Here is a 25079-nt window from a genome sequence, read left to right as displayed (position 1 = left end):
CGCAATAAGGCTTAGCCGCGCACTTGTTTTGACACGGCATCGAGCACGCCATTGACGAATTTCGCCTCGCGCTCATCGAAAAAGGCGTGGGCGACATCGACATATTCGCTGATCGCGGTGGCCTTGGGCACATCTGCGCGGGCGAGCAGTTCATAGGCGCCGCAGCGCAGGATCTGCAGCATGGTCTTGTCCAGCCGCGCCAGAGTCCAGCCTTCGGCCAGCTTGGCGGTAATCAGCGCGTCCACTTCCTCTGCACGGGCGATATAGCCGCGCACCACGTCATCGAAGAATTCAACCTCGGCATCGACATATTGATCGTCTTCGATTTCCTTACCCAGCCGGTGCTGGTGGAATTCGTCGAGCAGACGCGCGAGCGCGGTCTTCTCCATATGCCATTGATAAAGGGCCTGTACGGCGGCGAGGCGCGCGGCGGAGCGCGCGGTTGATCTGGCTGGCTTGTTCATTTGAGGCGCACTTGCACCGATTTGGCGTGCGCGGGAAGCCCTTCCACATTGGCAAGCGCCACTGCGGCAGGTCCAATCGCCTGCATGGAGGCCTGATCCATCGCGATAAAGCTGGTGCGTTTCATGAAGTCGAGCACCGACAGGCCGCTGGCAAAACGCGCGCGGCGGCCGGTGGGCAGCACGTGATTTGGGCCGGCGACATAATCGCCCACAGCCTCTGGCGTATGGCGGCCCAGGAACACGCTGCCGGCATGGCGGATCTGCGCAAACAGCGCTTCGGGATCGTCCACTGCCAGTTCGACGTGTTCGGCGGCAAGGCGATTGGCCAGCGCCGGGGCCTGCGCCATGTCTTCCACCACGATCAGCACGCCGTAATCGTCCCAGCTGGCGCGGGCGACCTTGTGCGTGGAAAGCTGGGCGCACAGCACGTCCACCGCATCTTCCACCTGTTCGGCGAAGATCGCATCATCGGTGATCAGGATCGATTGCGAGGTCGGATCATGCTCGGCCTGGCTCAGCAGGTCGGCGGCGATCCAGTCCGGGTCAGACTTGTTGTCCGAAATCACCAGAATCTCGCTCGGCCCGGCCACCATGTCTATGCCGACCACGCCGAACAGCTGGCGCTTGGCTTCTGCCACAAAGGCATTGCCGGGGCCGGTGATCACATCGACGCGGTCTATCGTGTCTGTGCCAAACGCCAGCGCGGCAATTGCCTGCGCGCCGCCGATCCGCCAGATTTCGTCCACGCCGGCCAGATGCGCGGCGGCCAGCACCAGATGGTTCACTTCGCCGCCGGGCGTGGGCGTGGCCACCACCAGCCGCTCAACCCCTGCCACGCGGGCGGGAATGGCGTTCATCAGCAGGCTGGAGGGATAGGCGGCGCGGCCACCGGGCACATACAGCCCCGCTGCGTCCACCGCATTCCAGCGCGCACCAAGGCGCACTCCGGCATCGTCTGTATAATCGCGGTCCTGCGGCAATTGCGCTTCGTGATAGGCGCGGATGCGTGCTGCGGCGAGTTCCAGCGCGCCGCGCAAGTCACCGTCCAGCGCATCGAAAGCGGCCTTGCAGGCATCAGGCCCGATCTTCCAGCCGCCTTCCGCATTGAGGTTATGCTTGTCGTAGCGCATCGTCAGTTCGAGCAGCGCATTGTCGCCTTCCTGGCGCACCTTGAGCAATATATCGCGCACCACGCGGCTGACATCGTCGTCGCTTTCACGCCGATCATCCACCAGCCGGGCGAAGCGCCGCTCAAAATCGGCATCCTTGGTGTTGAGCCGCTGCATCAGGCTGCGTCCGCGCCGGATGCGGCGCTGGCGCCTGCGCGAAAACGCTCAACCAGCGCGGCTACGCGCGGATCGGTTTTCAGCGCGACACGGTTGACGATCAGACGCGCGCTGATCTGCATGATCACGTCTTTCTCAACCAGTCCGTTCTGCTTCAGCGTGGCACCGGTGGAGACAAGGTCCACGATCCGCCCGGACAGGCCCAGCGAAGGCGCCAGTTCCATCGCGCCGTTCAGCTTGACGCACTCGGCCTGCACGCCCTTCTTCTCGAACCAGCGGCTGGTGATGTTGGGATATTTGGTGGCGATGCGCAGGTGGCTGGCGGTGCCGGGCGTGTAATCGGCGCTGCTGGCAGGCTCTGCCACCGACAGGCGGCAGTGGCCGATGGCCAGGTCAACGGGGGCATACAGCTCCGAATAGTTGAACTCCTCGATCACATCCGATCCCACGATCCCCGCCTGCGCCGCGCCAAAGGCGACGAAGGTGGCGACATCGAAGGCGCGCACGCGGATGATCCGCGCGTCTCCGTCCTGCGTGGCAAAGCTGAGCGAGCGGTCGGCCTTGTCGTGAAAGGCCATTTCCGGCACGAGTCCCGCACGCGCCATCACGGGCAGCGCTTCATCGAGAATGCGCCCCTTGGGAACGGCGAAGGTCAAAGGCCGGGTTGATGCTTGGGTCATGGGCGCGCGATGTAGGGTGAGAGAGACAAAAGGGCAATGTCATTGGCGGCGAAAGATAGCGATCAGGGCAATCGCAAAGTCATGGAAATCGCCGATGTGGGCGAGGCGATCGAATGGCAGGCACAGCATAGCGAACGGGCAGGCGCGCCGATCACCGCGCGGATCATTCGCGGCGAACTGGCGATACTGGACACAGACACCGCCACCGGACGGCGCATGTCCACATGGGCCGGGCTGAGCCTGGAGGATGCCATGCCACTGCGCGTGGCCGGCGCTTTGCACCACCTCTATCTGTCAGGGGCGGATGACCGGCTCGCCCCTGTCTATCAGGGCCTGATAACTGACCAGAGCAGCGTGGACCGGCTGGTTCGCGAATGTGCCGAAACTTTTGACCACCTCCTGCTGCCGTGGCTCGACAGTCCGCCGCAGACCAATGAGGCGGGCCGCTCTGCCAGCGTGATGGCCGGGCTGCTGTGGCTTTCCGGCAGGCTAGGGCCGAAGTTCGAGCTGATCGAAATTGGCGCGAGCGCGGGTATCAACACCATGATGGCCCGCTATTTCTATGATCTGGGAGGCACCACCGCCGGGCCGCGCATGTCCAGCATGGTGATCAGGCCGGAGTGGAAAGGCGCAGCGCCGCCGCAAAACCCGGTGGAGATTGTCGATGTGCACGGCTGCGACATCGCGCCGGTCGACCTGACCGATCCGGTGCAGGCGCTGCGGCTCAAGGCCTATATCTGGGCCGATGCGAAAGACCGCATGACGCGCATGGACGCCGCCATCGCGCTGGCAAGCAAAATGCCGCCCAACCTGGTAAAGATGGATGCAGCCGACTTCGTGGCCCAGCGGCTGGCCGCTCCGCACGAAGCAGGCGTCACCCGCGTATTGTTCCACACCGTCATGTGGCAATATCTGCCGGTCCACACGCGTGAGGCGATCACCGACATGATGGAGGAGGCAGGACGGGCCGCAACATCGGAAAGGCCGCTCGCCTGGATTCGCGTGGAAACCAACCGTGCCACCTTCCGCCACGAACTGACGGTCAAATACTGGCCCAGTGACGGGATGGGCGGCGAAGATGTGGTGCACCTCGCCGAAGCGCACCCGCACGGCGCTTGGGTGGAGTGGCTGGACGGATAGCCGGATATTCTGCAGGTGTCCCCGCCGCAAAAATGCAGTATTCTGATTATCGGACCACAATTTTGGGGAATCGCGCCATGTCATTTGCTTCACGCTTTACTCTCGCCGCATCCACGCTTGCGCTTGCCGCCTGTTCCACGGCTCCGGCAGAGGAAGCGCCGCTGGCGGGCGACTGGGCGCTTTCACCGCAGGAATCGCATCTGTCCTTCGTGACGGTGAAGGCGGGCGAGATTGCGGAGGCGCATTCCTTCACCGGCCTTTCGGGCGCGGTCTCGGCTGCGGGCGCGGCAAACCTGTCGATCGATCTGACCAGCGTCGAGACGAACGTGGACGTTCGCAATGAACGTATGCGCGATTTCCTGTTCAACGTGGCCGAGTTTCCCTCTGCCACCGCCACCGTCCAGCTAGACCCGGCCGCCTTCGCTACATTGGGCACTGGCGATACGCTGACACAGGACGTGACCGGCCAGCTGGACCTGCACGGCGTCACAGCCGACATTGCCAGCCAGCTTTCGGTCACGCGCATTGCGCCGGACAAGGTGCGTGTCGAGACAGTCAGCCCGATCATCGTCAGCGCGGCCAGCTTCGGCCTTGATGGCGGCGTGGAAGAACTGCGCAATCTGGCAAATCTGGATGCGATAACCGGTCAGGTGCCGGTGACCTTCTCGCTGACATTCCAGCAGCAATAGGCCAACCGGCAACAGACCCCGGAATCAATTTAGCAGGATAGACCTGATCAGGTTCCCGGCGGGACCATCACGTCCATCAGCTCGATGGTGAAAAACAGCGTCGCGCCGCCGGGAATGGGGCCTGCACCGCGCGGGCCATAACCCATCTCTGCCGGGACGGCGATTTCTGCCGTGTCACCCACGCCCATGTAAGGGATGGCCACCTGCCATGCGGGAACCAGCCGGTTGAGCGGGAAAGTCGCCGGATCGCGGCCCTCGGTGGAATCGAACACCGTGCCATCGGTCAGGCTGCCGGAGTAATGAACCGACACGATATCGCGCACTGTCGGCGCCGGGCCGGTGCCATCGCCAGCTGTGCGGCGAAATTTCACGCCGCCTTCCAGCGTGGCCCAGCCATCATCTTCGCTGAGTTCGTGGAGTGCGGATTGTTGCTGGTTGAACCAGGCGGAGCTTTGCATGCGGGATTCCTGTGCGAATGCGGGAATGGTGAGTGCGGCGGCGGTGGCGGCCAGTGCCGCTGCGATGGCGAGTTTGTTCATGGTGCGCCGTGTCTAATCTGCGCTGCGGGCCGCGTCACCCCTGTTGCAGGGCGAATTTCCCCAGCCGCGTTCATCGGGCAGGCAGGGTCTTGCCCAATTGTCTCAGATGTAACGGAATTTGCAGGTGCGGTTCGAGCAATATCGTGCGTTATCAACGCCCTGATGACTACAGGCGCGGCCGCCACGCGTGCAACTTCGTACAATTCGCGCCATCCGGGACAAATGGGTGCGACAAAGGAGGGTTAGAGAAAGCTCATCCCCTGAAAAGGGTGGAACCAAAGGAACAGTCCCATGAAGAGCTTTGTCACAGACGTCATCATCATCACTTCGCTGATCGCAATCATCCTGGCACCGGCAATCGCCTGATCTGCAAGCAGTAGCCTCAGGGGTAGCTCACCGTCTTGGGCTTGTCCGGCAGGGGGATGAATTCCTCCGCATCGCCCGGAACCTTGGGGAAGCGGCCCATCTTCCAGTCGTCCTTCGCCTGGTTGATGCGTTCGCGATCAGAGCTGACGAAATTCCACCACACGTGGCGGTGGGTGGTGAAGGCTTCTCCGCCCAGCAGCATGACCTTGCCGCCATGTTCGGAGCCGAGCATCATCACATCGCCCGGCGCCAGCACCATCAGCGTGTACAGCAGCAGCTTGTCACCGCCCAGTGTGGCGTCTCCGCCCACCAGCATCACCGCGCGCTCATCGGCGCTGGCTTCGACCGGGATCATGCCGCCGGGCTCCAGGTTGATCTCGGCATAGATGGTGTGCGCATAGGTGGTGGTGCGGGCCTTTTCGCCCCACAGCTCACCCATGATGACGCGGGCACTGGCCCCGGCATCCTGCACCAGCGGCAGATCGCTCACCGCCTCGAATGCCGGATCGATTTCCTCCTTGCCATCGGGCAGGGCGAGCCAGGTCTGCATGCCATACATGGCCGGCCCCGCATCGCGCTCCGACCGGGGCGAGCGTTCAGAATGGACGATGCCCTTTCCGGCAGTCATCAGATTGACCGTACCGGGACGGATGGTGCTGAAAGTGCCGATAGAATCGCGGTGATCGATCGCGCCTTCGAACAGCCATGTCACCGTGGCCAGGTTGATGTGCGGATGAGGGCGCACATCCATGCCTTCGCCCTGTTCCAGACGCGCGGGGCCGAACTGATCGACGAACACGAATGGCCCGACCATGCGGCATTCCGGGCTGGGCACCGCGCGGCGCACCTGAAACCCGCCAAGGTCATGGGTGACCGGCGTCACCGTCTTGATGATGCTCACAGCTGGTCCAGCTCCTCATAATGGCGGAAAATGCCATCCTGATTGAATTCGATCCGCCGCTCCGATGCCAGATAGGCGGCCACGCCTTCGATATCGGGAACGGTCGCCTGCAACGCCTCCAGATTGGGGAAGGTGCCCTGCAAATGCGCCATCAGCCGGGGGAAGGCATAGTCGAGCCCTTCCATCACCTGGAACAGCGACGTGTCGACATGGCTCCACTGGTCGCCCAGCATGAACGGGCCGCCATTGCCTGCCAGAGCATTATCGAAGTGAATCAGATATTTGGGCAGGCGATTTTCACGGAAATCATGCGCCTTCTCAAAGGCTGCATCCATCTGGTCGGCATAATATAGGCCGGGCGCGATGGGGTGGTGGGTGGCGTGGATTTCCTCCACCAGGTCGGAAATATCCATCTGCATCTGGATCAGCTGAAGGTCGCTTTCCAGATCGCCCGAGCCCAGCCCCTCCTTGTCCTGCAGATAGGTCAGGATCAGCGCGGTCTGGCCGATGCACACCCCATCGTCGATCAGATAGGGCGGGGCGAACGGGCGCATGCCCTGCCGCGCGTGCAGATCCTCCACCAGCGCATCGGCGCCCTGTTCGCGCGCCACGTCCTCGTAATCCAGCTCTGCCGCTTCAAGGTAAAGCCGCACGAATTCGCCGCGACCGGGAATGTCGGGCCAGTACCACAGCTGGTAACTCACTTGTGATCGTCCGGAGCGAGCGCCTGGATCGACATGGCGTGAACGCGCTGGCCGGGAATATCGCCCAGCGCGGCATTGACCATGCGCTGGCGTTGCAGCCTGCTCTTGCCGGAAAAGGCGCCGCTTTCGATCACGATGGTGAAATGCGATTCGCCGCTACCGTCATCGCCCGAATGGCCATGATGCTGCGCGCTGTCATTGATCACATTGAGCAGGATGGGCTTGAACGCCGCCTCCAGCAGCTCGGTGATTTCCTTTTCGATCGGTCCGGGCAATTTTTGACTCCTTTGGGGTTTTCAATTGGGCCGCCGTGCCCCATTTTCAAGCGAATGCGCTCCCAGAGAATTCCCAAGAACCTTCACGGCAGGTATGACAGCAACGGACGCAATTGCGAAGCGCCCGGTTGCGAAGAGGAGGGCGAATTTCGCGCCCCCGGCTCGCGCGGTCCCGGTTTTGACGGGCCGGGAGACTGGCGGTATTTCTGTCTCGATCATGTGCGTGAATTCAACGCGGGCTATGATTTCTTCGAGAACATGAGCGCGGAGGAAATCCTGGCGGCGCAGTCTCCCGTCTCCGGCTGGCAGACCGAAACGCGCGCATTCCGGGCGGACGCGGGGGCGGACGGCCTGCCGCGCTGGGCCGATTTCACCGATCCCCTTGATGCCATTGGCGGCCATATCCGTCGCCGTGCAGGTACGCGGCAGGGAGCAAGGCAGGAAACCAGTCGCTTCACCCTAAAGGAGCATGAGGCGCTGAGCGTGATGGGGTTGTCGCCAGGCTCGGACCGGACCAGGCTGCGGCAGCGCTATTCGGAACTGGTGCGGCGTTACCACCCTGATCGCAATGGCGGGGACCGCAGCCATGAACGGCGCTTGCAGCGGGTGGTGGAAGCCTATCAACTGCTGCGCCGGGCAGACGCTTTTTCCTGATTACTTGGTGTTTTCCTGACTATTTCGGGCGAAAGGCCCAGCGCAACGTGCCGCCCAGCGCACTGGTGGTCAGCCGCGCCGGAATCATCGCCAGCCCCGGATGCTCCAGCGCCAGCATGGTGCGCGCAAATGGCGGCAGCAGGTCCACCGCAGCCGCAGCCAGCGCCGGCTGGATCGCCCGTGCCGCGCCGGTGGTACGCCCATCGGTGATCAGCCGCGCCACCTCGCGCGCTTCGGTGCTGGCGTGGAGCTGGCTGCGCATGGTGCGAAACATCGCCAGCGCCTGCGCCTTGCTTTCCGGCACCGGATCACAGCCCAGCTTGCGGGCAATGATCGCGAACTGGCGGAAATATTCGTCCTGCTCGGCCAGCGGCATTTCGGGCCGCACATATCTGCAATAGGCATCGAGGAAACACACCGCTTCGGTCAGGTGCACCCAGGCCAGCGTGGCCGGATCGCGCGCCGAATATGGCGTGCCGTCGGGCAATGTGCCTTTCACTTGCGCGTGAATGGCGTTGACGCGCTCTATGGCCGCTTCTGCATCGTTTCTGTCACCATAGGTCGTCACCGCGATAAAGCGCGCGGTGCGGCGCAGTCGGCCATGCATGTCCTCGCGGAAATTGGAGAATTCCAGCACCCCGCGCAGCGCATGCGGGTGGAGCATCTGCAACAGCAGCGCCGCCATTCCGCCCACCATCATGCTCACCACATCGGCATGAACCATGCGGATCGGCGTATCGCGAATGAACAGGGCGTTGTCCGATGGCAGGACCGATTGCTCGCCGCTCTCCACGTCGTTGAACACGGCGCGAACCTGCCTGACCAGACGCTGGCGGACATAATCGGCGGCAGCGGCAAGGGGCGGGGAGCCTGCCATTGCGCCGTTCAGCCGCTCCTGTGCGCGCCGGAGATTCGTGCGCCTTCGATCATGTCACGCTCCAGCTCGGCCACAGCGCGCCATGCCGGGCGTGCCTCCATGCGGCCCAGCCATGCGGCGGTCCTGGGACGCGCCTTGACGTCCAGCCCATAGGACAGGGTCTTGAGGCATGACGCCACGGCGATATCGGCCAGCGAATATTCGCCCACCAGCCAGCCATCTTCGGGCATCTGGTCTTCCAGATAATCGAGCGCGGGATGGGCGGTGGCCTCTGCGGCGGCGGCTGCCTCTTCATTCTCTGGCAGGCCCAGCAGGGCCGGGCCGATATACCGGTTGAAGGCCACGCCGCGCGCGGAACTGGACAGGATCGTATCGGCAAATTCATCCAGCCACATAACCCGCCCGCGCGCTTGCGGATCGGCGGGCAGCAGTGGCGGCTGCGGATATTTGGCATCGAGATAGAAGGCGATGGCGGTCGAATCGGGCAGGGTAAAATCGCCGTCCTGCATGGCGGGCATCATCCGAAACGGGCTGGCCGCAAGGAATTCCGGCGTGGGCTTGTGCGGTGTGGCTTCGACCAGCTCTGCATCAGCGCCCTTTTCCGCCGCGATGACCATGGCCTTCCTGACATAGGGACTGGTTGGAAATCCGAATATCTGCATGACCTGCCTCTCTTGCTACCTGCTTTGGTCACATGCTTGTTGCAGCCAAACAAAGGCGCGTCTAGGCAACCTTCGCAATGAACGAAATGACGAGCAAAAGCGACGATAGCACGGTCATGGCCGTGCCTGACCTTGAACTGGATGTGCGAGAGACCTTTGGTGTCGATATCGACATGAAGGTTCCTGCCTTTTCCAAGGCGGATGAACGCGTGCCCGATGTGGATCCGGACTATGTCTTCGATCCCGATACCACGCTGGCGATTCTGGCGGGCTTTGCCTTCAATCGCCGGGTGATGGTGCAGGGTTATCACGGCACGGGCAAATCCACGCATATCGAACAGGTGGCCGCGCGCCTGAAATGGCCGTGTATCCGCATCAACCTGGATGCGCATATCAGCCGTATCGACCTGATCGGCCGCGATGCCATCGTGCTGCGCGACGGTTTGCAGGTAACCGAATTTCGCGAAGGCCTGCTACCGTGGGCGCTCCAGCATCCCGTGGCGCTGGTGTTTGACGAATATGACGCTGGCCGCCCTGACGTGATGTTCGTGATCCAGCGCGTGCTGGAACAGGCGGGCAAGCTGACGCTGCTGGACCAGAACCGGGTGATCCGCCCGAATCCGTGGTTCCGTCTGTTCGCCACAGCCAACACCATCGGCCTGGGTGACACTTCCGGCCTCTATCACGGCGCGCAGGCGATCAACCAGGCGCAGATGGACCGCTGGAACATCGTCGCCACTCTCAACTACCTGCCCGAAGAGGTCGAGCGCGAGATCGTGCAGACCAAGACCAAGCTTGATCCCAAGCTGGTGGCGGACATGGTTCGCGTTGCCGATCTGACGCGGCAGGGCTTCATCAATGGCGATATCTCCACGGTGATGAGCCCGCGCACGGTGATCAGCTGGTCCGAGAACACGGAGATTTTCGGCGATCCCGGCTTTGCCTTCCGCCTGACCTTCCTCAACAAATGCGATGAGGCGGAGCGGATGCTGGTGGCGGAATATTACCAGCGCGTTTTTGGCACCGAGTTGCCTGAAAGTGTCGTTGGCAAGGCCTGATTGACTGCTCGTCTATTGAAGGCTTGCAACCGCATCCGGTTTCGCTAGCAACGAATTGTCGTTCCTAGCGGAGTCCCTGCATGCATTCCCTGCTTCGTGCCAGCATCGGTCTGGCACTTGTCTTCACGTCTGGTGCACCAGCACTTGCCCATAATGCCACCGTCGATGCCGAGTCGCTGGAGCGCGACGTGCGCGTTCTGGCGGATGACAGCATGGAAGGTCGTGAGGCCGGCACGCGCGGCCATGCCATGGCAGCGGGCTATGTGGCCGGGCGCTTCGCCGCGCTGGGGCTGGAACCGGGCGGGGACAATCAGACCTATTTCCAGAATGTCCCGCTGCGCAGCTATTCGCTTGCGGAGCACGGCAATGCAGTTGTCCTGAGCGACGCCGAAGGCGCCAGGCCGCTGACCATGTGGCAGGATTTTTACATGAGCGGATCGGCCATGAAGGAAAGCGGTTCGGTCGAGGGCGAACTGGTCTTTATCGGATATGGCCTTGATCTGCCCGGCCGCGACGATTTCGAAGGCGTGGACCTGCGCGGCAAGATTGCGGTGCGGCTTTCCGGCGGCCCGTCCGATCTGAACTCCGAGGAGCTCGCGCATTACCGCTCCACCCAGCGCGCCCGCCTGTCTGAACGCGGAGCGGTGGGCGTGGTGCTGTTGTGGACTCCCAGTCTGGAGGAAGCATACGGCTGGGAATCGACGATTGAAGAATCCAGGCACGACACTTCGATGACCTGGGTCGGCACCGATGGAACAGCCTATTCGAGTGCTCCCAACATACTCGCTTCCGCCGTCCTCTCGCCTGAAATGTCGCGGCAGCTGCTGGAAGGGCAGGACTTCGATTTTGACGATGTGATCGCCGCTGAAGCGAGTTACGATGGCGTGATGCCAAGCTTTGCTCTGGGCAAGACCATGGCAATTCAGTTTGCCAGCGAGTTCGCCGAGACATCATCGCCCAACGTCATCGGCATGCTGCCCGGCAGCGATCCCGAACTGGCGGACGAATATGTGGTGCTGACCGCCCATCTCGACCATCTCGGCATTCAGCCGACCGAAGAGGAAGGCGATGACGAGATTTTCAATGGCGCAATGGACAATGCCACCGGCATTGCCAGCATGATCGAAGTGGCCCGCCTGCTGGCCGATCACCCGCCGCGCCGCCCGGTGCTGTTCGTGGCGCTGACGGCAGAGGAAAAGGGGCTGATCGGATCATCCTACAACGCTGCCAATCCCACCGTTCCGGCGGATCAGGTGGCGGTGAACATCAATCTCGACATGCCGATCGTCACCTATGAATTTTCCGATCTGGTGGCGTTCGGGGCCGAACGGAACACGGCCTTTCCCAATGTGCAGGCCGCAGTTGAGGAATATGGGGTTGCGCTCAGCCCCGATCCGCAGCCGGAACAGGGCTTCTTCACCCGTTCAGACCAGTATTCCTATGTCGAGAATGGCGTCCCCGCGATCTATCTGGATATCGGCTATGGCAATGGCGGGGAGGAGAAGCAGGACGAATTTCTCTCCAACCATTACCACAAGGCATCGGACGAAGCGGACCTGGTGGACTTTCAAGTGCTCGCGCGCTTTGCAGCGATCAATTACGAAGTCGCCCGGCGTGTCGCCAATATGGATGAGCGCCCGCTGTGGAAAGCGGGTGATTTCTTCGGTGAGACCTTCGGCGGCCTGATGGCTGCCGAGTAACAGGTCACCGAGTAACAGGTCGCCGAGTAACTGGCCGACAAGGCTATCGCGGCTGCGCTCAGCGCATGCCGCGTGGCTCAGCGCATTCCGCGTGCCAGGGTCGGAACGCGGTAGATGGTCATCGCCACATTGCGCACGCCATCGGGCGTGGCCCACAATTTGCCGTCCGGCCCCACCGCGCCCATCGTGCCGATATACAGCATGTCGCGCTCCGGCCCGGCAAAGGCCAGCGTGATGGACCGGCGCGGAGTGGGCATGATGCCCAGTTCACGGCCATCGGCAGCGAATACATAGACCCCGGCATCGCCAGTGACATACAGGCGGCCCTGCGCATCGACCGTCATCCCGTCACCGCCAAAACCGGCAGTATCGCTGGAAAGCGTGGCAAAGGTCCGGCGGTTGGAGGTGGCGCCATTGGCACCAACATCAAAGGCCAGGATTTCGGTGCGGTTGGTGACATACAGCGTCTTGCCATCGGGGCTGAGCGTCACGCCATTGGTAAAGGCATCGACCTGCGCCACCGTGGTCACCGTGCCATCAGCCGTGGTGTGATACAGCGCGCCTTGCGTGAACCATGCACCGCCATGTCCGTCTGCCTGAAGATCGTTGAGCCGCCCCAGCGATGTTCCATCGGCAAAGGCATTGGCGATCAGGCGGCGCGTGGGTGCAATCTGCACCACGCGGGTGAGCTCGGGGCAGCTGGGGAAATTGAGACCGGGATCGGTGCAGGTCCGCTCCACCGCATAGACATTGCCTTCGCCATCAACGGAGACCGCGCCGGCACCGGCAATATCGCCAAGATAGATATGCTGCGTTCCGTCAGGCAGGATCTTCTTCACCGTATTGCTCTGTTCCTGGGCGAACAGCAGGCCGCCATCGGGCAGGGTGGCCATGCCATCGGCGATCAGGAAATCGGCAATCACCAGTTCCCATTCCGCATCGCCCGAAACGACACCGGCGATGGCGGGGATATCGGTCGCGCTCTCACCCGCCAGAAGGTCATGGGCGGCAAGCGGGGCGGCAAGCGCCAGGCTGGCAGCGAGAAAGGCACCGAATCGAAGCATCATCAATTCTCCACAGTCGTCGGCTCAATAGTGTTGAATTCACCGTCATTGCCGGTCCGGTCATTATCCCAGTCGATAGAGATCATGCGGTCCCAGCCGGATTCGCGAATCCAGCTGACCGATACGTTCCATGGCTCCGTCAGTGTGACGGGGTCTTCGATCGTCATGTCCGAAATCAGCCGGTCACCATCCATGTGGATGCGCTCAATATAGCGGGCCTCTTCGGAAAAGGGCGGTGCGCCGTGGAAGTAATTGGACGGCGAATCGACCATCACCGTTTCCACCACCAGTGTATCGCCCTCCCAGTGGCCGATCGATGTGCCCCAGGTCGTGGGCCACATGTCCAGCTCATCGGGCATGGGACGGCCATCGGTGTAGATGTAGCGCGCCTCATTATAGGCGTTGATGATCAGCACGTGTTCGGGAGTGATGAGGAACAGCAGCGGCGTGGCTGAATTCATCATCATCGGATAGCCCCAGCCGGTGGCTTTCCTGCCGCCGGAGATTTCCCGCACATGCTGCAGGCGGCGGCGGCCTTCGTCATTCCACGGGGCCTGATCGCCGCGCAGCGACATGATATTGGCAAATGTGGTTCCGGCGCCCTCAGGATTGGTGAATGCGGGGGCAAGGCCGGTAATCGTGGTTCCGGCCTGATATTCAGATACCCAATAGCCGGGCCAGTATGGCAGCTGGGCAAAGGTTTCCACCCGGGCCTGCTGCTCTTCATGGTGATCGGCAAGGGCGGGGGTGGCAAAGCCGGTCAGCGCAAGCGATGCCGCCAGTGCGGCCAGCGCGATTTTCACAGGCTTGCCGCTCACTGAATGGCCCCTCACTGATTGGTTCCGATCGAATTGCCCCGTGCGTCGCTGACTTCCAGCACGACGCCGCCATTGTCACCATTGCGCAGGGGATTGAGTTTTACGCTCACCTGCGATCCGGGGCGTAGCGTGCGCGGACGCCAGCCGCGCGCATACAGATACATGGGAGAGCCCATTTCCAGGCTCCATTCCACGTCATTGCCGCGTGCATCCTTGGCCACCAGCTGGATATAGGCATGCGGATTGGACCATTGGAATTCCCGCACGGTGCCGCTCACCGTGACTTCCCGCGTACGGTCAAACATCGCGAAAGAATGGTGGGCCATCGTTGGCGGTGCTACCATCGCCAGGCCAAGCACGCCCGCAAGGGCAATCAGTTTCTTCATAGTCCTCTCCAAGCCTTTAGGCCCTGTTCATGTGGATCATGGCAGCTAACGCGCCGCTCGTCATCACCCCAATTTGATAATATCCAAAAGCGATGAACACAGCCGAAACCGGAAAGCCTCTCGCCATAACTGTGTTAAACGGTTAATACAGCAATGATGAACTGGCTACGCAGCAAGAAGCAGAGCAAGGATGGCCACTGGCGTCCGGGTGAGGTTACCTCTGTGCTCGAATCCGCGCCGTGGTCTGCCCTGTATGGCGGGGCGGACGATGACGACGACGATTTTGGCGATGATAATTATGATCGCGATGATTTCGGAACAAAGCCGGCTGATTCCGATGTGAATGCGAAATCACCAACCGGCGCCGATCTCACGCCGCCGGGTGGAGACACTCCGAAGAAGCGCACGCGCTGGTGGTGGGTCAGCCGGGGCATAGCTGCGGTCCTGTTCGTATTCATCCTGATGGTGGCGTGGCTGGCGGTTACCGCGCCGCTGTCCAAGTCGCTTGAGCCGATCGCCGCGCCGCAGGTTACCTTGCTGGCCGCAGATGGCACACCGATCGCGCGCAATGGCGCCGTGGTGGATGAACCGGTTGCCGTTGCCGATCTGCCCGAACATGTGATCCAGCCCTTCCTGGCGATTGAGGACCGGCGCTTTTACGATCACTGGGGCGTCGATCCGCGCGGGGTTGCGCGGGCGGCATGGGCCAATGTCAGCGGCGGCATGGCGCAGGGCGGTTCCACCATCACCCAGCAGCTGGCCAAATTCACCTTCCTGACGGCCGAGCGCAGCATGACGCGCAAGGCGCGCGAGGCGCTGATCGCTTTCTGGCTGGAGGCATGGCTGACCAAGGACGAAATCCTCGAGCGCTATCTCTCCAACGCCTATTTCGGCGACAATATGTACGGCCTGCGCGCCGCCAGCCTGCACTATTTCTATCGCCAGCCAGAGAAATTGCGACCTGAACAGGCAGCCATGCTGGCAGGATTGTTGCAGGCGCCTAGCCGCCTTGCCCCCACGCGCAACCCCGATCTTGCGGCGCAGCGCATGGCACTGGTCAAGAACGCGATGGTCGCGGCGGGATATATCACGCAGGCTCAGGCCGATGCCATGCGCGTACCCACGCTGGACGTGCGCGAGACGAATGACCTGCCCACAGGCACCTATTTCGCCGATTGGGCGCTGCCCGAGGCGCGGCGGATGACGGGGCCGGGATATGCCCGGCAAACGCTCACCACCACGCTCGATTCACGGTTGCAAAACATCGCCCGGCAGGCGGTGCAGCGCGCGCCATTGGGCAATGCGCAGGTGGCGCTGGTGGCCATGCGCCCGTCAGGTGAAGTGGTGGCGATGATCGGTGGGCGCGACTACGCCGCATCCCCCTTCAACCGGGCCACGCAGGCCCGGCGGCAGGTGGGTTCGACCTTCAAGCTGTTCGTCTATCTGGCCGCGCTCAGGTCCGGCTGGGACCCCGACGACACGATTCCCAATACCGAGATTACGCAGGGCTCGTACCAGCCGCGCAATGCCAATGGCCGCTATTCCGAATTTCTCACCCTGGCCGATGCCTTCGCGCAAAGCTCCAATGTCGCGGCCGTGCGGTTGCAGGCAGAGGTGGGCGATGCCGCGGTGATTGCCGCCGCGCGCGATCTGGGCATCACCTCACCGCTGGATGAGGGCGATCCCAGCCTGGCGCTGGGCACCTCTACCATGACGTTGATGGAACTGACATCGGCCTATGCCGGGATCGCCGGCAATGAATTTCCGGTTCAGGCGCATGCCTTCGCCCAGCCGGAGCAGAGCTGGTGGGACTGGCTGTGGAACGGGCCGCAAAGCCTTTCCTCCAGCGTGCACGAGGATATGGAGAGCCTGCTGCGGCAGGCGGTCAATCGCGGTACTGGCCGCGGGGCCATGCTGCGCAGTGCCAATTTCGGCAAGACCGGCACCACTCAGGACAACCGCGATGCGCTGTTCGTCGGCTATGCCGGAGAGGGTGCGGACAGGCTGGTTGTGGGCGTGTGGATCGGCAATGACGACAACTCGCCGCTCAACGGCGTTGCCGGCGGCGGCCTGCCTGCGCGCATCTGGCGTGATTTCATGCAGGCCGCGCTGGGCGAGACACGCGCACCTGCGCCGCGACCCGACGCTTCGCCCGATCCCGGCGGACCGGTGCAGCCGCTCGACGTGGAAGGGCTGGAGAATATCCCGCTGGGCGACGGCACATCCACGCTGAGCATAGAGGAAAACGGCGCACGCGTGCGGACCGAGATTGAAGGCGTGCCGATCGATATAAGGGTCGATGAGCAGGGGCTGAGCGTGGAGCCGGCACAAGCGCCAGCGCCAGCGCCAAATTAGGCCGGTCGTTCAAGCCAAGCCAGTTCAGGCGGGATAGATCGCTTCCACGAAATACAGCCCCTCCGGCGGGGCGTTGAGGCCCAGCGCGGCCCGGTCTTTCGCGGCCAGGGCCTGCGCCACCTGCACCGGCTTCCACTGGCCGTGCCCCACCAGGGACAGCGTGCCGACCATGGAGCGCACCTGGTGATGCAGGAAGCTGCGCGCCTCTGCCCGCACGATCACGTGATCCCCCTCGCGGCTGACATCGAGCCGGTCGAGCGTCTTGACCGGATCATTGGCCTGGCAATGGGCAGACCGGAACGTGGTGAAATTGTGCAGCCCCACAAGGTGCTGTGCGGCTTCGTGCATCGCCTCTGCATCCAGCGCCCGGGTCACATGCCACGCGCGCCCGCGTTCCAGAGTCAGCGGCGCGCGGCGGTTGACGATGCGATATTCATAGCGCCGCCCGGTGCAGGAAAAGCGCGCGTGCCAGTCATCGGGTTTGATGGAGCAGGCGACGACGGCAATAGGATCGGGCCGCAATTTGGCGTTGATCGCCTGTGACAGGCGGAACGGATCGATGTCTTTCTCGATATCGACGTGGCTGACCATGCCCAGCGCATGCACGCCGCTGTCCGTGCGGCCCGCGCTGTGCATCCGCACATCTTCACCCGTTACCGCAAAGACAGCCTCCTCCACTGCCTGTTGCACGGTGGGGCCGTGGTCCTGGCGTTGCAGGCCCATGAAAGGGCCACCATCGAATTCCAGCGTGAGGGCAAAGCGGGTCACTTCAGCACTGCGCCCACCGGAGCGGGCTTGCCGCGCAGATAATCCTGCGCGCTCATCACCGGCTTGCCCGCGCGCTGGAGCTCCACCGGGCGGATGGCGGCATTGCCGCAGGCTATCGTCAGGTGCTCGTCCAGAACCGTGCCGGCCGCGCCGTTCACCCCCACCATGCGCGCGCGCAGCAGCTTGATCCGCTCTCCATCCATCTCGAACCATGCGCCGGGGAAGGGGGAGAAGGCGCGGACCTGCCGCTCGATATGCAGCGCGGGCCGGGTCCAGTCGATCGCCGCCTCGGCCTTGTCGATCTTGGCGGCATAGGTGGCATCGCGGCTGTCCTGTATTTCCGGTCGCAGCGTGTCCAGCCTGTCCAGCGCTTCCACCATCAGCCGCGCGCCCATGTGCATCAGTTCGTCATGCAGGTCGCCGGCGGTCTTCTCTTCCGTTTCGGTTTTGCCCTTCAGCAGCATGGGGCCGGTATCCAGGCCCGTTTCCATGCGCATGATGGTGATGCCGGTCAGGCTGTCGCCCGCCAGTATGGCGCGCTGGATCGGGGCGGCACCGCGCCAGCGCGGCAACAGGCTGGCATGGACGTTGAAGCAGCCCCTTGGCGGGCCGTTGATGATCGAAAGCGGCAGGATCTGCCCATAGGCGACCACCACCGCTGCCTCTGCCTCCAGCGCGTGGAAACCGGCCTGCGCTTCCAGGTCCTTCATGGTGCCGGGATGGCGCACTTCCAGCCCCAGCTCCTGAGCGGTGCGATGGACGGGTGATGGGCGCAATTGCTTGCCGCGACCGGAGCGGGCGGGCGGCTGGGTATAGACGGCGGCAATATCGTGCCCCGCTTCGTGCAATGCGCGAAGGGTCGGCACGGCAAAGTCCGGCGTTCCCATGAAGATCAGTCGCATGACGAAGAGGCCCTTTCACTCTTAGGCCAGTGGCCCTATCTCCCAGCCCATGGCATCGCAAGAGATCGAGACGCTGGCATCGGCGCTGGCCAAGCTTCCGGGCCTTGGCCCGCGCTCGGCAAGGCGCGCCGTGCTGTGGCTGGTGAAGCGCCGGGAGACTGCGCTGGTGCAGGTGGTGGAAGCGCTGGCCGCCGTGCAGGACAGGCTGGTGGAGTGCGACACCTGCGGCAATGTCGATACGCAGAACCCATGCGCGATCTGCGCCGATCACCGCCGCGATGCCAAGCAGATCTGCGTGGTCGAGGATGTGGCGGACCTGTGGGCGCTCGACCGGGCAAAGCTGTTTTCAGGCACGTACCACGTGCTGGGCGGCCGCCTGTCTGCAATGGACGGTGTACGGCCGGAGGACCTGACCATCGATGTGTTGATCGGCCGCGTGGCGCAGGGCGGGGTGGACGAGGTTGTGCTGGCCATGAATGCTACGCTGGAAGGCCAGACCACCGCGCATTACATTGCCGAAAAGCTGGAATCCTATCCCGTCCGCATCACCCAGCTGGCGCATGGCCTGCCCGTGGGCGGGGAGCTGGATTATCTGGACGAAGGCACGCTGGCGCAGGCGCTGCGGGCCAGAAGGCCGCTGAGCTAGCGCGTGGTCACTTGTCGTTCAGCGACCCAATGCTTATAATTGCGCCATGGCTATACGCGAAATTATCGAAGCGCCGGATCCCCGGCTGAAAACCGTGTCTGTTCCGGTCGAAACGTTCGACGCGGAGCTGAAGGCGCTTGTCGATGACATGTTCGAGACGATGTATGCCGCCAATGGTATCGGCCTGGCGGCGATCCAGATCGGCATCCCTCAGCGGGTTCTGGTGATCGATCTGCAGCCCGATGATCCCGACGCAGAGCCTGAACCGTGTGACCATGACGGTCACCACCACACGCATCAGCCCACCAAGCGGGAGCCGCGCGTGTTCATCAATCCGGAAATCCTCGATCCTTCGGTTGAGACCAAGGCCTATCAGGAAGGCTGCCTGTCAGTCCCCGATATCTATGCCGATGTCGATCGCCCCTCCACCTGCCGCGTGCGCTGGCAGGACCTTGAAGGCAACGCCCATGAAGAGGCGATGGATGACATGATGGCCGTGTGCATCCAGCATGAGATGGATCACCTCAACGGCATCCTCTTCATCGACCATCTCAGCCGTCTGAAGCGCAACATGGCGCTGAAGAAGCTGGACAAGATGCGCAAGGCTGCGTGATTTCTACGCAATTGCAGAAATAAGCCTATCCTCTCTCCCGGAGTGATTCGGGGGAGGAATACATGACTATCAGGATATATGTGGCCGCGCTGGCAATGGTCCCGGCGATGGCTCTTGCCGCTTGCGCTGATACGTCGGTGCTGGAGCAGCGGGTGCAATTGCTGGAGGACCAGCAGGCCATCCAGCGGGTGATCACCAATTATTCCGCCTTCCTCGATGCGCGCGATTACGATGGCTATGTCGGCCTCTTCACAGAAGACGGCGTGTGGCAGAACGGATCGACCAGGCGCGAAGGCCGCGCGGAAATCCGCGAAATGCTGACCGGCCTATTTGGGGAACCGGACCCCGATTTCGTCAACCTGTCCAGCTTCCACCAGATCTCCAATTTCGAGATCGACGTGGATGGCGATACGGCCCGCGCCAAGTCCCGCTTCGTGTTCGTGATGCGCGGCGACGGCGGAGCACCCACGCCGGAGCTTTCGGGCCAGTATCATGATGAGCTGGTGCGCGTGGATGGCGAGTGGAAGATCGCCCAGCGCGTTGATCACACGGTCATGCCCACGTCAGAGGAATGGGTGGCCGAGATCGAAGCGCGCGGGCTGGGGACGATGGATAATTGAAACAAAAAGGGCCGCCTCCTTGATGGGAAGCGGCCCTTTTCAATTCCGTTTGACCGGTAAGGCTTAGAACAGGCCTTCGATCTGGCCGTTCTCGTCCAGATAGATGTTCTCTGCCGAAGGAACCTTGGGCAGGCCCGGCATGGTCATGATGTCACCGGCGATGGCGACAACGAAGCCGGCACCGGCTGACAGGCGCACTTCGCGGATGGCGATCTCATGATCGACCGGAGCGCCCAGCTTGGTGGGATCGGTGGAGAAGCTGTACTGTGTCTTGGCCATGCAGACCGGATAGTGGCCATAGCCCATGTCTTCCCACGCCTTGAGCTGGTTGCGCACCGAAGTCGGGATCGCAACATTGCCTGCACGGTAGATTTCGGTGGCGACGGTGGTGATCTTGTCGGCCAGCTTCATTTCCGAAGGATACAGCTGGTTGAAGTCCGGCGCGCCCTTGTCGGCCTTGGCGGATACGATATGCGCCAGTTCCTCTGCGCCCGCACCGCCATCGGCCCAATGCTTGCAGATCACGGCTTCAGCGCCGTATTCGGCAGCCATTTCCTGGATCACCGCAATTTCCTCGTCAGTGTCGAGGTAGAAGTGGTTGATCGCGATGGTCGGGGTAATGCCGAACTTCTTGATGTTCTCGATATGGCGGCGAAGGTTGACGGAACCAGCGCGCACCGCATCGGGGTTGGCGCCTTCGGTCAGGTCCTTCTTGGCCACGCCGCCATTCATCTTGAGCGCGCGAACCGTGGCCACCAGCACGATGGCATCGGGCTTCAGGCCGGCCAGGCGGCACTTGATGTCCATGAACTTCTCGGCACCAAGGTCGGCGCCAAAGCCGGCTTCGGTCACCACGTAATCGGCCATGCGCAGGGCAGTCTTGGTGGCGATCACCGAGTTGCAGCCATGGGCGATGTTGGCGAACGGGCCGCCGTGCAGGAAGGCAGGGCGATTTTCCAGCGTCTGCACCAGGTTGGGCAGGATGGCATCCTTGAGCAGAACGGTCATGGCGGGGTCCGCCTTCACGTCGCGGCAGAATACCGGGGTCTTGTCACGGCGATAGCCGATGATGATGTCGCCTAGGCGCTTCTGCAGGTCTTCCAGATCGGCAGCCAGGCACAGTATGGCCATGATTTCGGAGGCAACGGTGATGTCGAAGCCGGTTTCACGCGGGAAGCCGTTGGACACGCCGCCCAGCGGGCCGACGATTTCGCGCAGGGCGCGGTCGTTCATGTCCAGAACGCGGCGCCAGGTGACGCGGCGAAGATCGATTTCCAGGCTGTTGCCCCAGTAGATGTGGTTGTCGATCATGGCAGACAGCAGGTTGTGCGCGCTGGTGATGGCGTGGAAGTCACCCGTAAAATGCAGGTTGATCTCGTCCATCGGCATGACCTGGCTCTTGCCGCCGCCAGCGCCGCCGCCCTTGACGCCAAAGCACGGGCCCAGCGAAGGTTCGCGCAGGCACAGCATGGTCTTCTTGCCGATGCGGTGCAGCGCGTCAGACAGGCCAACAGAGGTGGTGGTCTTGCCTTCGCCGGCAGGGGTGGGGTTGATCGCGGTGACCAGGATCAGCTTGCCGCTTTCACGCGGGGGCAAGGCAGAAGTGTCGACCTTGGCCTTGTACTTGCCATAAGGGATCAGCGCATCGTCAGGGATGCCGGCATTCTTCGCCACCTGAGTGATGGGGATCAGCGTAGCTTGGCGGGCAATCTCGATATCGGTGGGCATAAAGGCATCCTCTTCCCTGTGATCGGAACTGGTTATTTCACCAGCGCGAATTTTTCGCGAATCTGAATTAGTAAGCACCCCATACAATTTTGTTAGGGCGAATCTCAAGCAGGTTTTGCAAAACGACTCGCTGGAATGGCGGTGGATGATTGCTCTGTGGTGCTTGTGTGCGCGTCTCTGGCAATGTAGGTTCGCGTTTCGTTCCTCTCTACTGCATCTGGAAACTCATGGACCTTGTCATTATCGCTCTGGTTGTTGGCGCATTGCTGCTGGGCGGGGGACTGGGCTGGTTCCTCGGCAGCCGACCACTGGCGGAGTGGCAGGCGCGCCATGCCGAGCGTGATGCGGCAGCCCGGGACTTGTCCGAAAAGCTCTCCCGCATGGCGCCAGAGCTTGCCACCATGAGCGACCGGGCAGCCCGCGCAGACGGTCTGGCGGAGCTGCTGGACAAGGCCCGTGAGGAATTGACCACGCTCAAGACGCAGGCCGCCGGTTTCGAGGAGCAGAAACGCCTGCTGATGGATAGCAGGGAGGCTTTGCTCAAGGAATTCCAGAACACCGGCAGCAAGGTTCTGGGCGAAGCGCAGGAAGCTTTCCTCAAGCGCGCGGCAGAGCGGCTGGGCCATTCGGAAAAGGCTAGCGAGGAAAAACTGAAAGCCCTTCTCGATCCGGTCGACCGGCGCCTGAAGAGTTATGAGGAACAGGTGGGCGCGCTGGAAAAGCAGCGCGTCGATGCGTTCGGCCAGCTGACGGGCCTGATAGAGAGCATGCGCACCGGGCAGGAAGAAGTCCGCCGGGAAGCGCAGCGGCTGGGCAATTCGCTCACCAATGCGCCCAAGGCGCGGGGTCGCTGGGGCGAGCGGGCGTTGCAGAACGTGCTCGAACAATGCGGCCTGTCGCAGCATACCGATTTTATGCTGGAGCAATCGCTCGACACTGCTGAGGGACGGCTGCGGCCCGATGCCATCGTCCACGTGCCCGGGCAGAAGAAGCTGGTGATCGATGCCAAGGTCTCGCTCAACGCCTATCAGGCAGCATTCGAGGAGGAGGACCCGGGTGAGCGCAAGCGCCATCTGGACCTGCACGCCAAATCCATGCGCAACCATGTGCAGCAGCTGGGGGCCAAGGCCTATCAAAGCCAGTTCGAGGAAGCTCCCGATTATGTGGTGATGTTCGTCCCGGGCGAACATTTCGTGGCCGCCGCGCTCGAACATGATCCGGAGCTGTGGGACTTTGCCTTCAAGAATGGCGTGCTGCTGGCATCGCCCACCAATCTGGTGGCGATTGCGCGCACGGTGGCGCAGGTCTGGCGGCAGGACCGCATGGCATCGGAAGCCAAGGAAATCGGCCGCATGGGCGCGGAGCTTTACGATCGCCTGAAGGTCGCTGCGGACCATCTGAAGCGCGTGGGCGGCGGGCTGGAGACGGCCGTCACCAATTACAACAAATTTGTCGGCAGTTTTGAACGCAACGTACTGACATCGGGCCGCCGCATGGCCGAAAAGGGACTCGAAATCAGCAAGGAAATAGACGAAGTCCCGCTGGTCGAGGGCGCGCCGCGCTATACCGCCAAAGATGTTCAGGAACCGGCAAGCCCTCTTCTGGTTGAGACAGGCGAGGGAGAGGACACATCCGCATCATGAAACACGCCATTTACGTCTTGCCGCTGCTGGCACTTGTGCCTGCCTGCAGCCAATCCGATTCGCCTTCCACGGAGATGGAGGCAGCGGCGGAGCAATTGGTGGATGCGGTGATCGAATCGCCCGATCCCAATGCGCTGGGAACTTATGAGCCGCGCAATGAATGCAGCGATCAGGAAGGCGCGGATGCCTTCCTTTCCGCGCTCAATGCCGCGGTTGAATTGCGCGATACCGATCTGCTGGTCGCCCTGTCTGCGGACGATGTGAAGCTGGGCTTCGGCGGCGAGGATGGCGCGGCCAATCTGCGCGCAAACCTAGATTCCGATGCGCCCAACTTGTGGAGTGATCTGGAGGAGGTTCTCAAGCTGGGCTGTGCCGGTAACTCGCAAGGCGGCATCACCATGCCTTATTACTTCGCGCAGGACACCAAGGGCGATCCGTTTGAAGCGCTGATCGTCACCGGCAAGGACGTGCCCATGCATGCCCAGCCGAATGAGACATCATCGCGGCTGACGACCATTTCCTGGGATGAGGTTGAACTGATCCCCGGCGAGGGGCCTCAGGCGATCAAATCCGGCGCAGGTGACGATGGCAGCTGGAAGCATGTTCGCACCATCGGGAGCGACAAGTTCGAAGGCTATATCCGCAGCAGCGAATTGCGCAGCGTGATCGATTATCGCCTGATCGCTTCGAACAGGAATGGTCGCTGGCGGATTACCGCTTTCCTTGCCGGAGATTAATGCTCAGCCTTCCAGAGAGGCGAGCACTTCGTAGGCCAGCACAGCCGCTGCAACGGCGGCATTGAGGCTGTCTGCCCGGCCGCGCATGGGCATGGTCACGCGCAGATCGCAGGCGGTCTCATACTCCTGTGGCAGGCCGCGCGATTCGTTGCCCACGAGGATGAAACACGGCGCAGCATAGGGCGCACTGCGATAGGGCACTGCATCGCGCAATGATGCGGCCACCAGCTGGCCCGGTCCGCCGCGCAGCCAGGGCAGGAATTCCTCCCAGCTCGCCTGTCCGATGGCCTGGGTGAAAACCGCCCCCATGCTGGCGCGCACGGCCTCCACGCTGAAGGGATCGGCGCAATCGTCGATCAGGATCAGCCCGCCTGCCCCCACGGCATCGCCAGTGCGCAGCATCGTTCCCAGATTGCCGGGATCACGCAGCGCCTGCGCCACCAGCCAGATCGGCGCTGCTGTGCGATCCAGCGCGGCCAGCGAGGTATCGAATTCGGCATAGACGCCCGCCACGCTTTGCGGATTGTCCTTGCCGGTGATCTTGGAGAGGATGTCGGGCGTGGTCTCGATCACCTCCCCGCCAGCGGCAACAACCGCGCGTTCCAGATCATCCAGCAGGGGGTGGGCATCGCGCTTGGTGGCCATCACCAGCACTTCGGGCAGGCGACCGCTTTCGCGCGCATCGGTCAGCAGGCGCAGGCCCTCGGCAAGAAACTTGCCTTCACGCTTGCGGTGCTTCTTGTCGCGCAGGCTGCGCAGATATTTGACGGTGGGATTGGAAAAGCCGGTGATTTCTCGGCGCAT

The 25079-nt window shown here is 62.5% G+C and carries 27 protein-coding genes; 11 read left to right on the top strand and 16 right to left on the bottom strand.

Features of this window, described 5'->3' with window-relative positions; translation table 11 throughout:
• Nucleotides 1-11: 11 nt before the first annotated feature.
• From nusB to hisG, 3 genes are read right to left on the bottom strand one after another with little or no spacing between them, the layout of a single operon-like run.
• On the bottom strand, nucleotides 12-464 hold the full coding sequence (nusB, locus tag ABDZ98_RS12660; RefSeq protein ID WP_343808577.1) for a transcription antitermination factor NusB: 453 nt from the start codon (nucleotides 462-464) through the stop codon (nucleotides 12-14).
• Nucleotides 461-1750, bottom strand: coding sequence for a histidinol dehydrogenase (gene hisD, locus ABDZ98_RS12655; RefSeq protein WP_343808574.1), 1290 nt, complete (start codon nucleotides 1748-1750; stop codon nucleotides 461-463). The genes nusB and hisD overlap by 4 nt, the downstream gene beginning before the upstream one ends.
• Nucleotides 1750-2430 (bottom strand): ATP phosphoribosyltransferase, encoded by a 681-nt coding sequence (hisG, locus tag ABDZ98_RS12650; protein WP_343808571.1) that lies wholly within the window; start codon nucleotides 2428-2430, stop codon nucleotides 1750-1752. The genes hisD and hisG overlap by 1 nt, the downstream gene beginning before the upstream one ends.
• 81 nt (nucleotides 2431-2511) lie before the next feature.
• Here hisG and ABDZ98_RS12645 point away from each other — a divergent pair, with 81 nt between their 5' ends.
• Nucleotides 2512-3570 (top strand): DUF2332 domain-containing protein, encoded by a 1059-nt coding sequence (locus ABDZ98_RS12645; RefSeq protein WP_343808568.1) that lies wholly within the window; start codon nucleotides 2512-2514, stop codon nucleotides 3568-3570.
• A 77-nt stretch (nucleotides 3571-3647) separates the two neighbouring features.
• Nucleotides 3648-4259 carry a YceI family protein gene (locus tag ABDZ98_RS12640; protein ID WP_343808565.1) on the top strand — a complete coding sequence of 204 codons (612 nt, stop codon included), beginning with the start codon at nucleotides 3648-3650 and terminating at the stop codon, nucleotides 4257-4259.
• Between the two features lie 47 nt (nucleotides 4260-4306).
• Here ABDZ98_RS12640 and ABDZ98_RS12635 read toward each other — a convergent pair whose 3' ends face one another.
• The 4 genes from ABDZ98_RS12635 to ABDZ98_RS12620 form a co-directional block, all read right to left on the bottom strand.
• Entirely contained in the window at nucleotides 4307-4798 is a 492-nt protein-coding gene (locus ABDZ98_RS12635) for an FKBP-type peptidyl-prolyl cis-trans isomerase (RefSeq protein WP_343808562.1), read from the bottom strand.
• A gap of 382 nt (nucleotides 4799-5180) precedes the next feature.
• Nucleotides 5181-6059, bottom strand: coding sequence for a pirin family protein (locus tag ABDZ98_RS12630; protein ID WP_343808969.1), 879 nt, complete (start codon nucleotides 6057-6059; stop codon nucleotides 5181-5183).
• A gap of 2 nt (nucleotides 6060-6061) precedes the next feature.
• Nucleotides 6062-6769 (bottom strand): glutathione S-transferase, encoded by a 708-nt coding sequence (locus tag ABDZ98_RS12625; protein WP_343808559.1) that lies wholly within the window; start codon nucleotides 6767-6769, stop codon nucleotides 6062-6064.
• Nucleotides 6766-7044: a BolA family protein gene (locus ABDZ98_RS12620; RefSeq protein WP_343808556.1), complete on the bottom strand. Its 279-nt coding sequence runs from the start codon at nucleotides 7042-7044 to the stop codon at nucleotides 6766-6768. The genes ABDZ98_RS12625 and ABDZ98_RS12620 overlap by 4 nt, the downstream gene beginning before the upstream one ends.
• 54 nt (nucleotides 7045-7098) lie before the next feature.
• Here ABDZ98_RS12620 and ABDZ98_RS12615 point away from each other — a divergent pair, with 54 nt between their 5' ends.
• Nucleotides 7099-7698, top strand: a complete 600-nt coding sequence (locus ABDZ98_RS12615; protein WP_343808554.1) for a J domain-containing protein — start codon at nucleotides 7099-7101, stop codon at nucleotides 7696-7698.
• Nucleotides 7699-7717: 19 nt separating this feature from the next.
• Here ABDZ98_RS12615 and ABDZ98_RS12610 read toward each other — a convergent pair whose 3' ends face one another.
• Complete coding sequence (locus tag ABDZ98_RS12610) at nucleotides 7718-8575, bottom strand: oxygenase MpaB family protein (protein ID WP_343808551.1); 858 nt, start codon at nucleotides 8573-8575, stop codon at nucleotides 7718-7720.
• Between the two features lie 8 nt (nucleotides 8576-8583).
• Nucleotides 8584-9237, bottom strand: a complete 654-nt coding sequence (locus ABDZ98_RS12605) for a glutathione S-transferase family protein (RefSeq protein WP_343808549.1) — start codon at nucleotides 9235-9237, stop codon at nucleotides 8584-8586.
• An 86-nt stretch (nucleotides 9238-9323) separates the two neighbouring features.
• On the opposite strand from ABDZ98_RS12605, the gene cobS reads away from it, so the two are divergent.
• Together cobS and ABDZ98_RS12595 are read left to right on the top strand one after the other, a co-directional pair.
• Entirely contained in the window at nucleotides 9324-10295 is a 972-nt protein-coding gene (gene cobS, locus ABDZ98_RS12600) for a cobaltochelatase subunit CobS (protein ID WP_425543045.1), read from the top strand.
• A gap of 80 nt (nucleotides 10296-10375) precedes the next feature.
• Nucleotides 10376-11995: a M28 family metallopeptidase gene (locus tag ABDZ98_RS12595; RefSeq protein WP_343808543.1), complete on the top strand. Its 1620-nt coding sequence runs from the start codon at nucleotides 10376-10378 to the stop codon at nucleotides 11993-11995.
• A 77-nt stretch (nucleotides 11996-12072) separates the two neighbouring features.
• On the opposite strand, the gene ABDZ98_RS12590 is transcribed toward ABDZ98_RS12595, so the two are convergent.
• Genes ABDZ98_RS12590 through ABDZ98_RS12580 form a run of 3 tightly spaced genes read right to left on the bottom strand, consistent with a single transcriptional unit; the run spans nucleotide 12073 to nucleotide 14263 of the window.
• Nucleotides 12073-13062 (bottom strand): SMP-30/gluconolactonase/LRE family protein, encoded by a 990-nt coding sequence (locus ABDZ98_RS12590; RefSeq protein WP_343808540.1) that lies wholly within the window; start codon nucleotides 13060-13062, stop codon nucleotides 12073-12075.
• Nucleotides 13062-13877, bottom strand: coding sequence for a hypothetical protein (locus ABDZ98_RS12585; RefSeq protein WP_343808536.1), 816 nt, complete (start codon nucleotides 13875-13877; stop codon nucleotides 13062-13064). The genes ABDZ98_RS12590 and ABDZ98_RS12585 overlap by 1 nt, the downstream gene beginning before the upstream one ends.
• 11 nt (nucleotides 13878-13888) lie before the next feature.
• On the bottom strand, nucleotides 13889-14263 hold the full coding sequence (locus ABDZ98_RS12580) for a DUF6152 family protein (protein ID WP_343808533.1): 375 nt from the start codon (nucleotides 14261-14263) through the stop codon (nucleotides 13889-13891).
• A gap of 156 nt (nucleotides 14264-14419) precedes the next feature.
• Here ABDZ98_RS12580 and ABDZ98_RS12575 point away from each other — a divergent pair, with 156 nt between their 5' ends.
• Nucleotides 14420-16618, top strand: coding sequence for a transglycosylase domain-containing protein (locus tag ABDZ98_RS12575; protein WP_343808530.1), 2199 nt, complete (start codon nucleotides 14420-14422; stop codon nucleotides 16616-16618).
• A gap of 24 nt (nucleotides 16619-16642) precedes the next feature.
• On the opposite strand, the gene truA is transcribed toward ABDZ98_RS12575, so the two are convergent.
• Nucleotides 16643-17386, bottom strand: a complete 744-nt coding sequence (gene truA / locus ABDZ98_RS12570) for a tRNA pseudouridine(38-40) synthase TruA (protein ID WP_343808527.1) — start codon at nucleotides 17384-17386, stop codon at nucleotides 16643-16645.
• A complete protein-coding gene (fmt, locus tag ABDZ98_RS12565; protein ID WP_343808524.1) occupies nucleotides 17383-18288 on the bottom strand; it encodes a methionyl-tRNA formyltransferase in 906 nt (301 codons plus the stop codon). The genes truA and fmt overlap by 4 nt, the downstream gene beginning before the upstream one ends.
• 49 nt (nucleotides 18289-18337) lie before the next feature.
• On the opposite strand from fmt, the gene recR reads away from it, so the two are divergent.
• The 3 genes from recR to ABDZ98_RS12550 all read left to right on the top strand — a co-directional run bounded on the left by recR (nucleotide 18338) and on the right by ABDZ98_RS12550 (nucleotide 20167).
• The gene (recR, locus tag ABDZ98_RS12560) at nucleotides 18338-18934 is read left to right on the top strand and encodes a recombination mediator RecR (protein ID WP_343808521.1); all 597 of its coding nucleotides are present in this window, start codon (nucleotides 18338-18340) and stop codon (nucleotides 18932-18934) included.
• 46 nt (nucleotides 18935-18980) lie between these two features.
• Entirely contained in the window at nucleotides 18981-19547 is a 567-nt protein-coding gene (def, locus tag ABDZ98_RS12555) for a peptide deformylase (protein ID WP_343808518.1), read from the top strand.
• 62 nt (nucleotides 19548-19609) lie between these two features.
• Nucleotides 19610-20167, top strand: coding sequence for a nuclear transport factor 2 family protein (locus ABDZ98_RS12550; protein ID WP_343808515.1), 558 nt, complete (start codon nucleotides 19610-19612; stop codon nucleotides 20165-20167).
• Nucleotides 20168-20230: 63 nt separating this feature from the next.
• On the opposite strand, the gene ABDZ98_RS12545 is transcribed toward ABDZ98_RS12550, so the two are convergent.
• Nucleotides 20231-21895: a formate--tetrahydrofolate ligase gene (locus ABDZ98_RS12545; RefSeq protein WP_343808512.1), complete on the bottom strand. Its 1665-nt coding sequence runs from the start codon at nucleotides 21893-21895 to the stop codon at nucleotides 20231-20233.
• A gap of 227 nt (nucleotides 21896-22122) precedes the next feature.
• Here ABDZ98_RS12545 and ABDZ98_RS12540 point away from each other — a divergent pair, with 227 nt between their 5' ends.
• The gene (locus ABDZ98_RS12540; protein ID WP_343808509.1) at nucleotides 22123-23538 is read left to right on the top strand and encodes a DNA recombination protein RmuC; all 1416 of its coding nucleotides are present in this window, start codon (nucleotides 22123-22125) and stop codon (nucleotides 23536-23538) included.
• A complete protein-coding gene (locus tag ABDZ98_RS12535; protein WP_343808506.1) occupies nucleotides 23535-24275 on the top strand; it encodes a hypothetical protein in 741 nt (246 codons plus the stop codon). Before ABDZ98_RS12540 ends, ABDZ98_RS12535 begins: the two co-directional genes overlap by 4 nt.
• A gap of 3 nt (nucleotides 24276-24278) precedes the next feature.
• Here the strand turns inward: ABDZ98_RS12535 and ABDZ98_RS12530 are convergent, their stop codons facing one another.
• A complete protein-coding gene (locus ABDZ98_RS12530; protein ID WP_343808503.1) occupies nucleotides 24279-25079 on the bottom strand; it encodes a TrmH family RNA methyltransferase in 801 nt (266 codons plus the stop codon).

Source organism: Alteraurantiacibacter aestuarii (genome assembly GCF_039523595.1).
Taxonomy (GTDB): Bacteria; Pseudomonadota; Alphaproteobacteria; order Sphingomonadales; family Sphingomonadaceae; genus Alteraurantiacibacter; species Alteraurantiacibacter aestuarii.
Note: the sequence above shows the minus strand (reverse complement) of the source record. Positions and strands in the feature narration are given on the sequence as shown.

Bases quoted from the DNA above. Each gene is read 5' to 3' on its own strand.
- ABDZ98_RS12590 (WP_343808540.1), bottom strand. From the start codon at position 13,062: ATGATGCTTCGATTCGGTGCCTTTCTCGCTGCCAGCCTGGCGCTTGCC.
- recR (WP_343808521.1), top strand. From the start codon at position 18,338: ATGGCATCGCAAGAGATCGAGACGCTGGCATCGGCGCTGGCCAAGCTT.
- nusB (WP_343808577.1), bottom strand. From the start codon at position 464: ATGAACAAGCCAGCCAGATCAACCGCGCGCTCCGCCGCGCGCCTCGCC.
- ABDZ98_RS12545 (WP_343808512.1), bottom strand. From the start codon at position 21,895: ATGCCCACCGATATCGAGATTGCCCGCCAAGCTACGCTGATCCCCATC.
- hisG (WP_343808571.1), bottom strand. From the start codon at position 2,430: ATGACCCAAGCATCAACCCGGCCTTTGACCTTCGCCGTTCCCAAGGGG.
- ABDZ98_RS12635 (WP_343808562.1), bottom strand. From the start codon at position 4,798: ATGAACAAACTCGCCATCGCAGCGGCACTGGCCGCCACCGCCGCCGCA.
- ABDZ98_RS12550 (WP_343808515.1), top strand. From the start codon at position 19,610: ATGACTATCAGGATATATGTGGCCGCGCTGGCAATGGTCCCGGCGATG.
- ABDZ98_RS12640 (WP_343808565.1), top strand. From the start codon at position 3,648: ATGTCATTTGCTTCACGCTTTACTCTCGCCGCATCCACGCTTGCGCTT.
- fmt (WP_343808524.1), bottom strand. From the start codon at position 18,288: ATGCGACTGATCTTCATGGGAACGCCGGACTTTGCCGTGCCGACCCTT.
- ABDZ98_RS12595 (WP_343808543.1), top strand. From the start codon at position 10,376: ATGCATTCCCTGCTTCGTGCCAGCATCGGTCTGGCACTTGTCTTCACG.
- ABDZ98_RS12615 (WP_343808554.1), top strand. From the start codon at position 7,099: ATGCGCTCCCAGAGAATTCCCAAGAACCTTCACGGCAGGTATGACAGC.
- ABDZ98_RS12645 (WP_343808568.1), top strand. From the start codon at position 2,512: ATGGAAATCGCCGATGTGGGCGAGGCGATCGAATGGCAGGCACAGCAT.
- ABDZ98_RS12575 (WP_343808530.1), top strand. From the start codon at position 14,420: ATGAACTGGCTACGCAGCAAGAAGCAGAGCAAGGATGGCCACTGGCGT.
- ABDZ98_RS12540 (WP_343808509.1), top strand. From the start codon at position 22,123: ATGGACCTTGTCATTATCGCTCTGGTTGTTGGCGCATTGCTGCTGGGC.
- ABDZ98_RS12610 (WP_343808551.1), bottom strand. From the start codon at position 8,575: ATGGCAGGCTCCCCGCCCCTTGCCGCTGCCGCCGATTATGTCCGCCAG.
- ABDZ98_RS12530 (WP_343808503.1), bottom strand. From the start codon at position 25,079: ATGCGCCGAGAAATCACCGGCTTTTCCAATCCCACCGTCAAATATCTG.
- cobS (WP_425543045.1), top strand. From the start codon at position 9,324: ATGACGAGCAAAAGCGACGATAGCACGGTCATGGCCGTGCCTGACCTT.
- def (WP_343808518.1), top strand. From the start codon at position 18,981: ATGGCTATACGCGAAATTATCGAAGCGCCGGATCCCCGGCTGAAAACC.
- ABDZ98_RS12535 (WP_343808506.1), top strand. From the start codon at position 23,535: ATGAAACACGCCATTTACGTCTTGCCGCTGCTGGCACTTGTGCCTGCC.
- ABDZ98_RS12580 (WP_343808533.1), bottom strand. From the start codon at position 14,263: ATGAAGAAACTGATTGCCCTTGCGGGCGTGCTTGGCCTGGCGATGGTA.
- ABDZ98_RS12605 (WP_343808549.1), bottom strand. From the start codon at position 9,237: ATGCAGATATTCGGATTTCCAACCAGTCCCTATGTCAGGAAGGCCATG.
- hisD (WP_343808574.1), bottom strand. From the start codon at position 1,750: ATGCAGCGGCTCAACACCAAGGATGCCGATTTTGAGCGGCGCTTCGCC.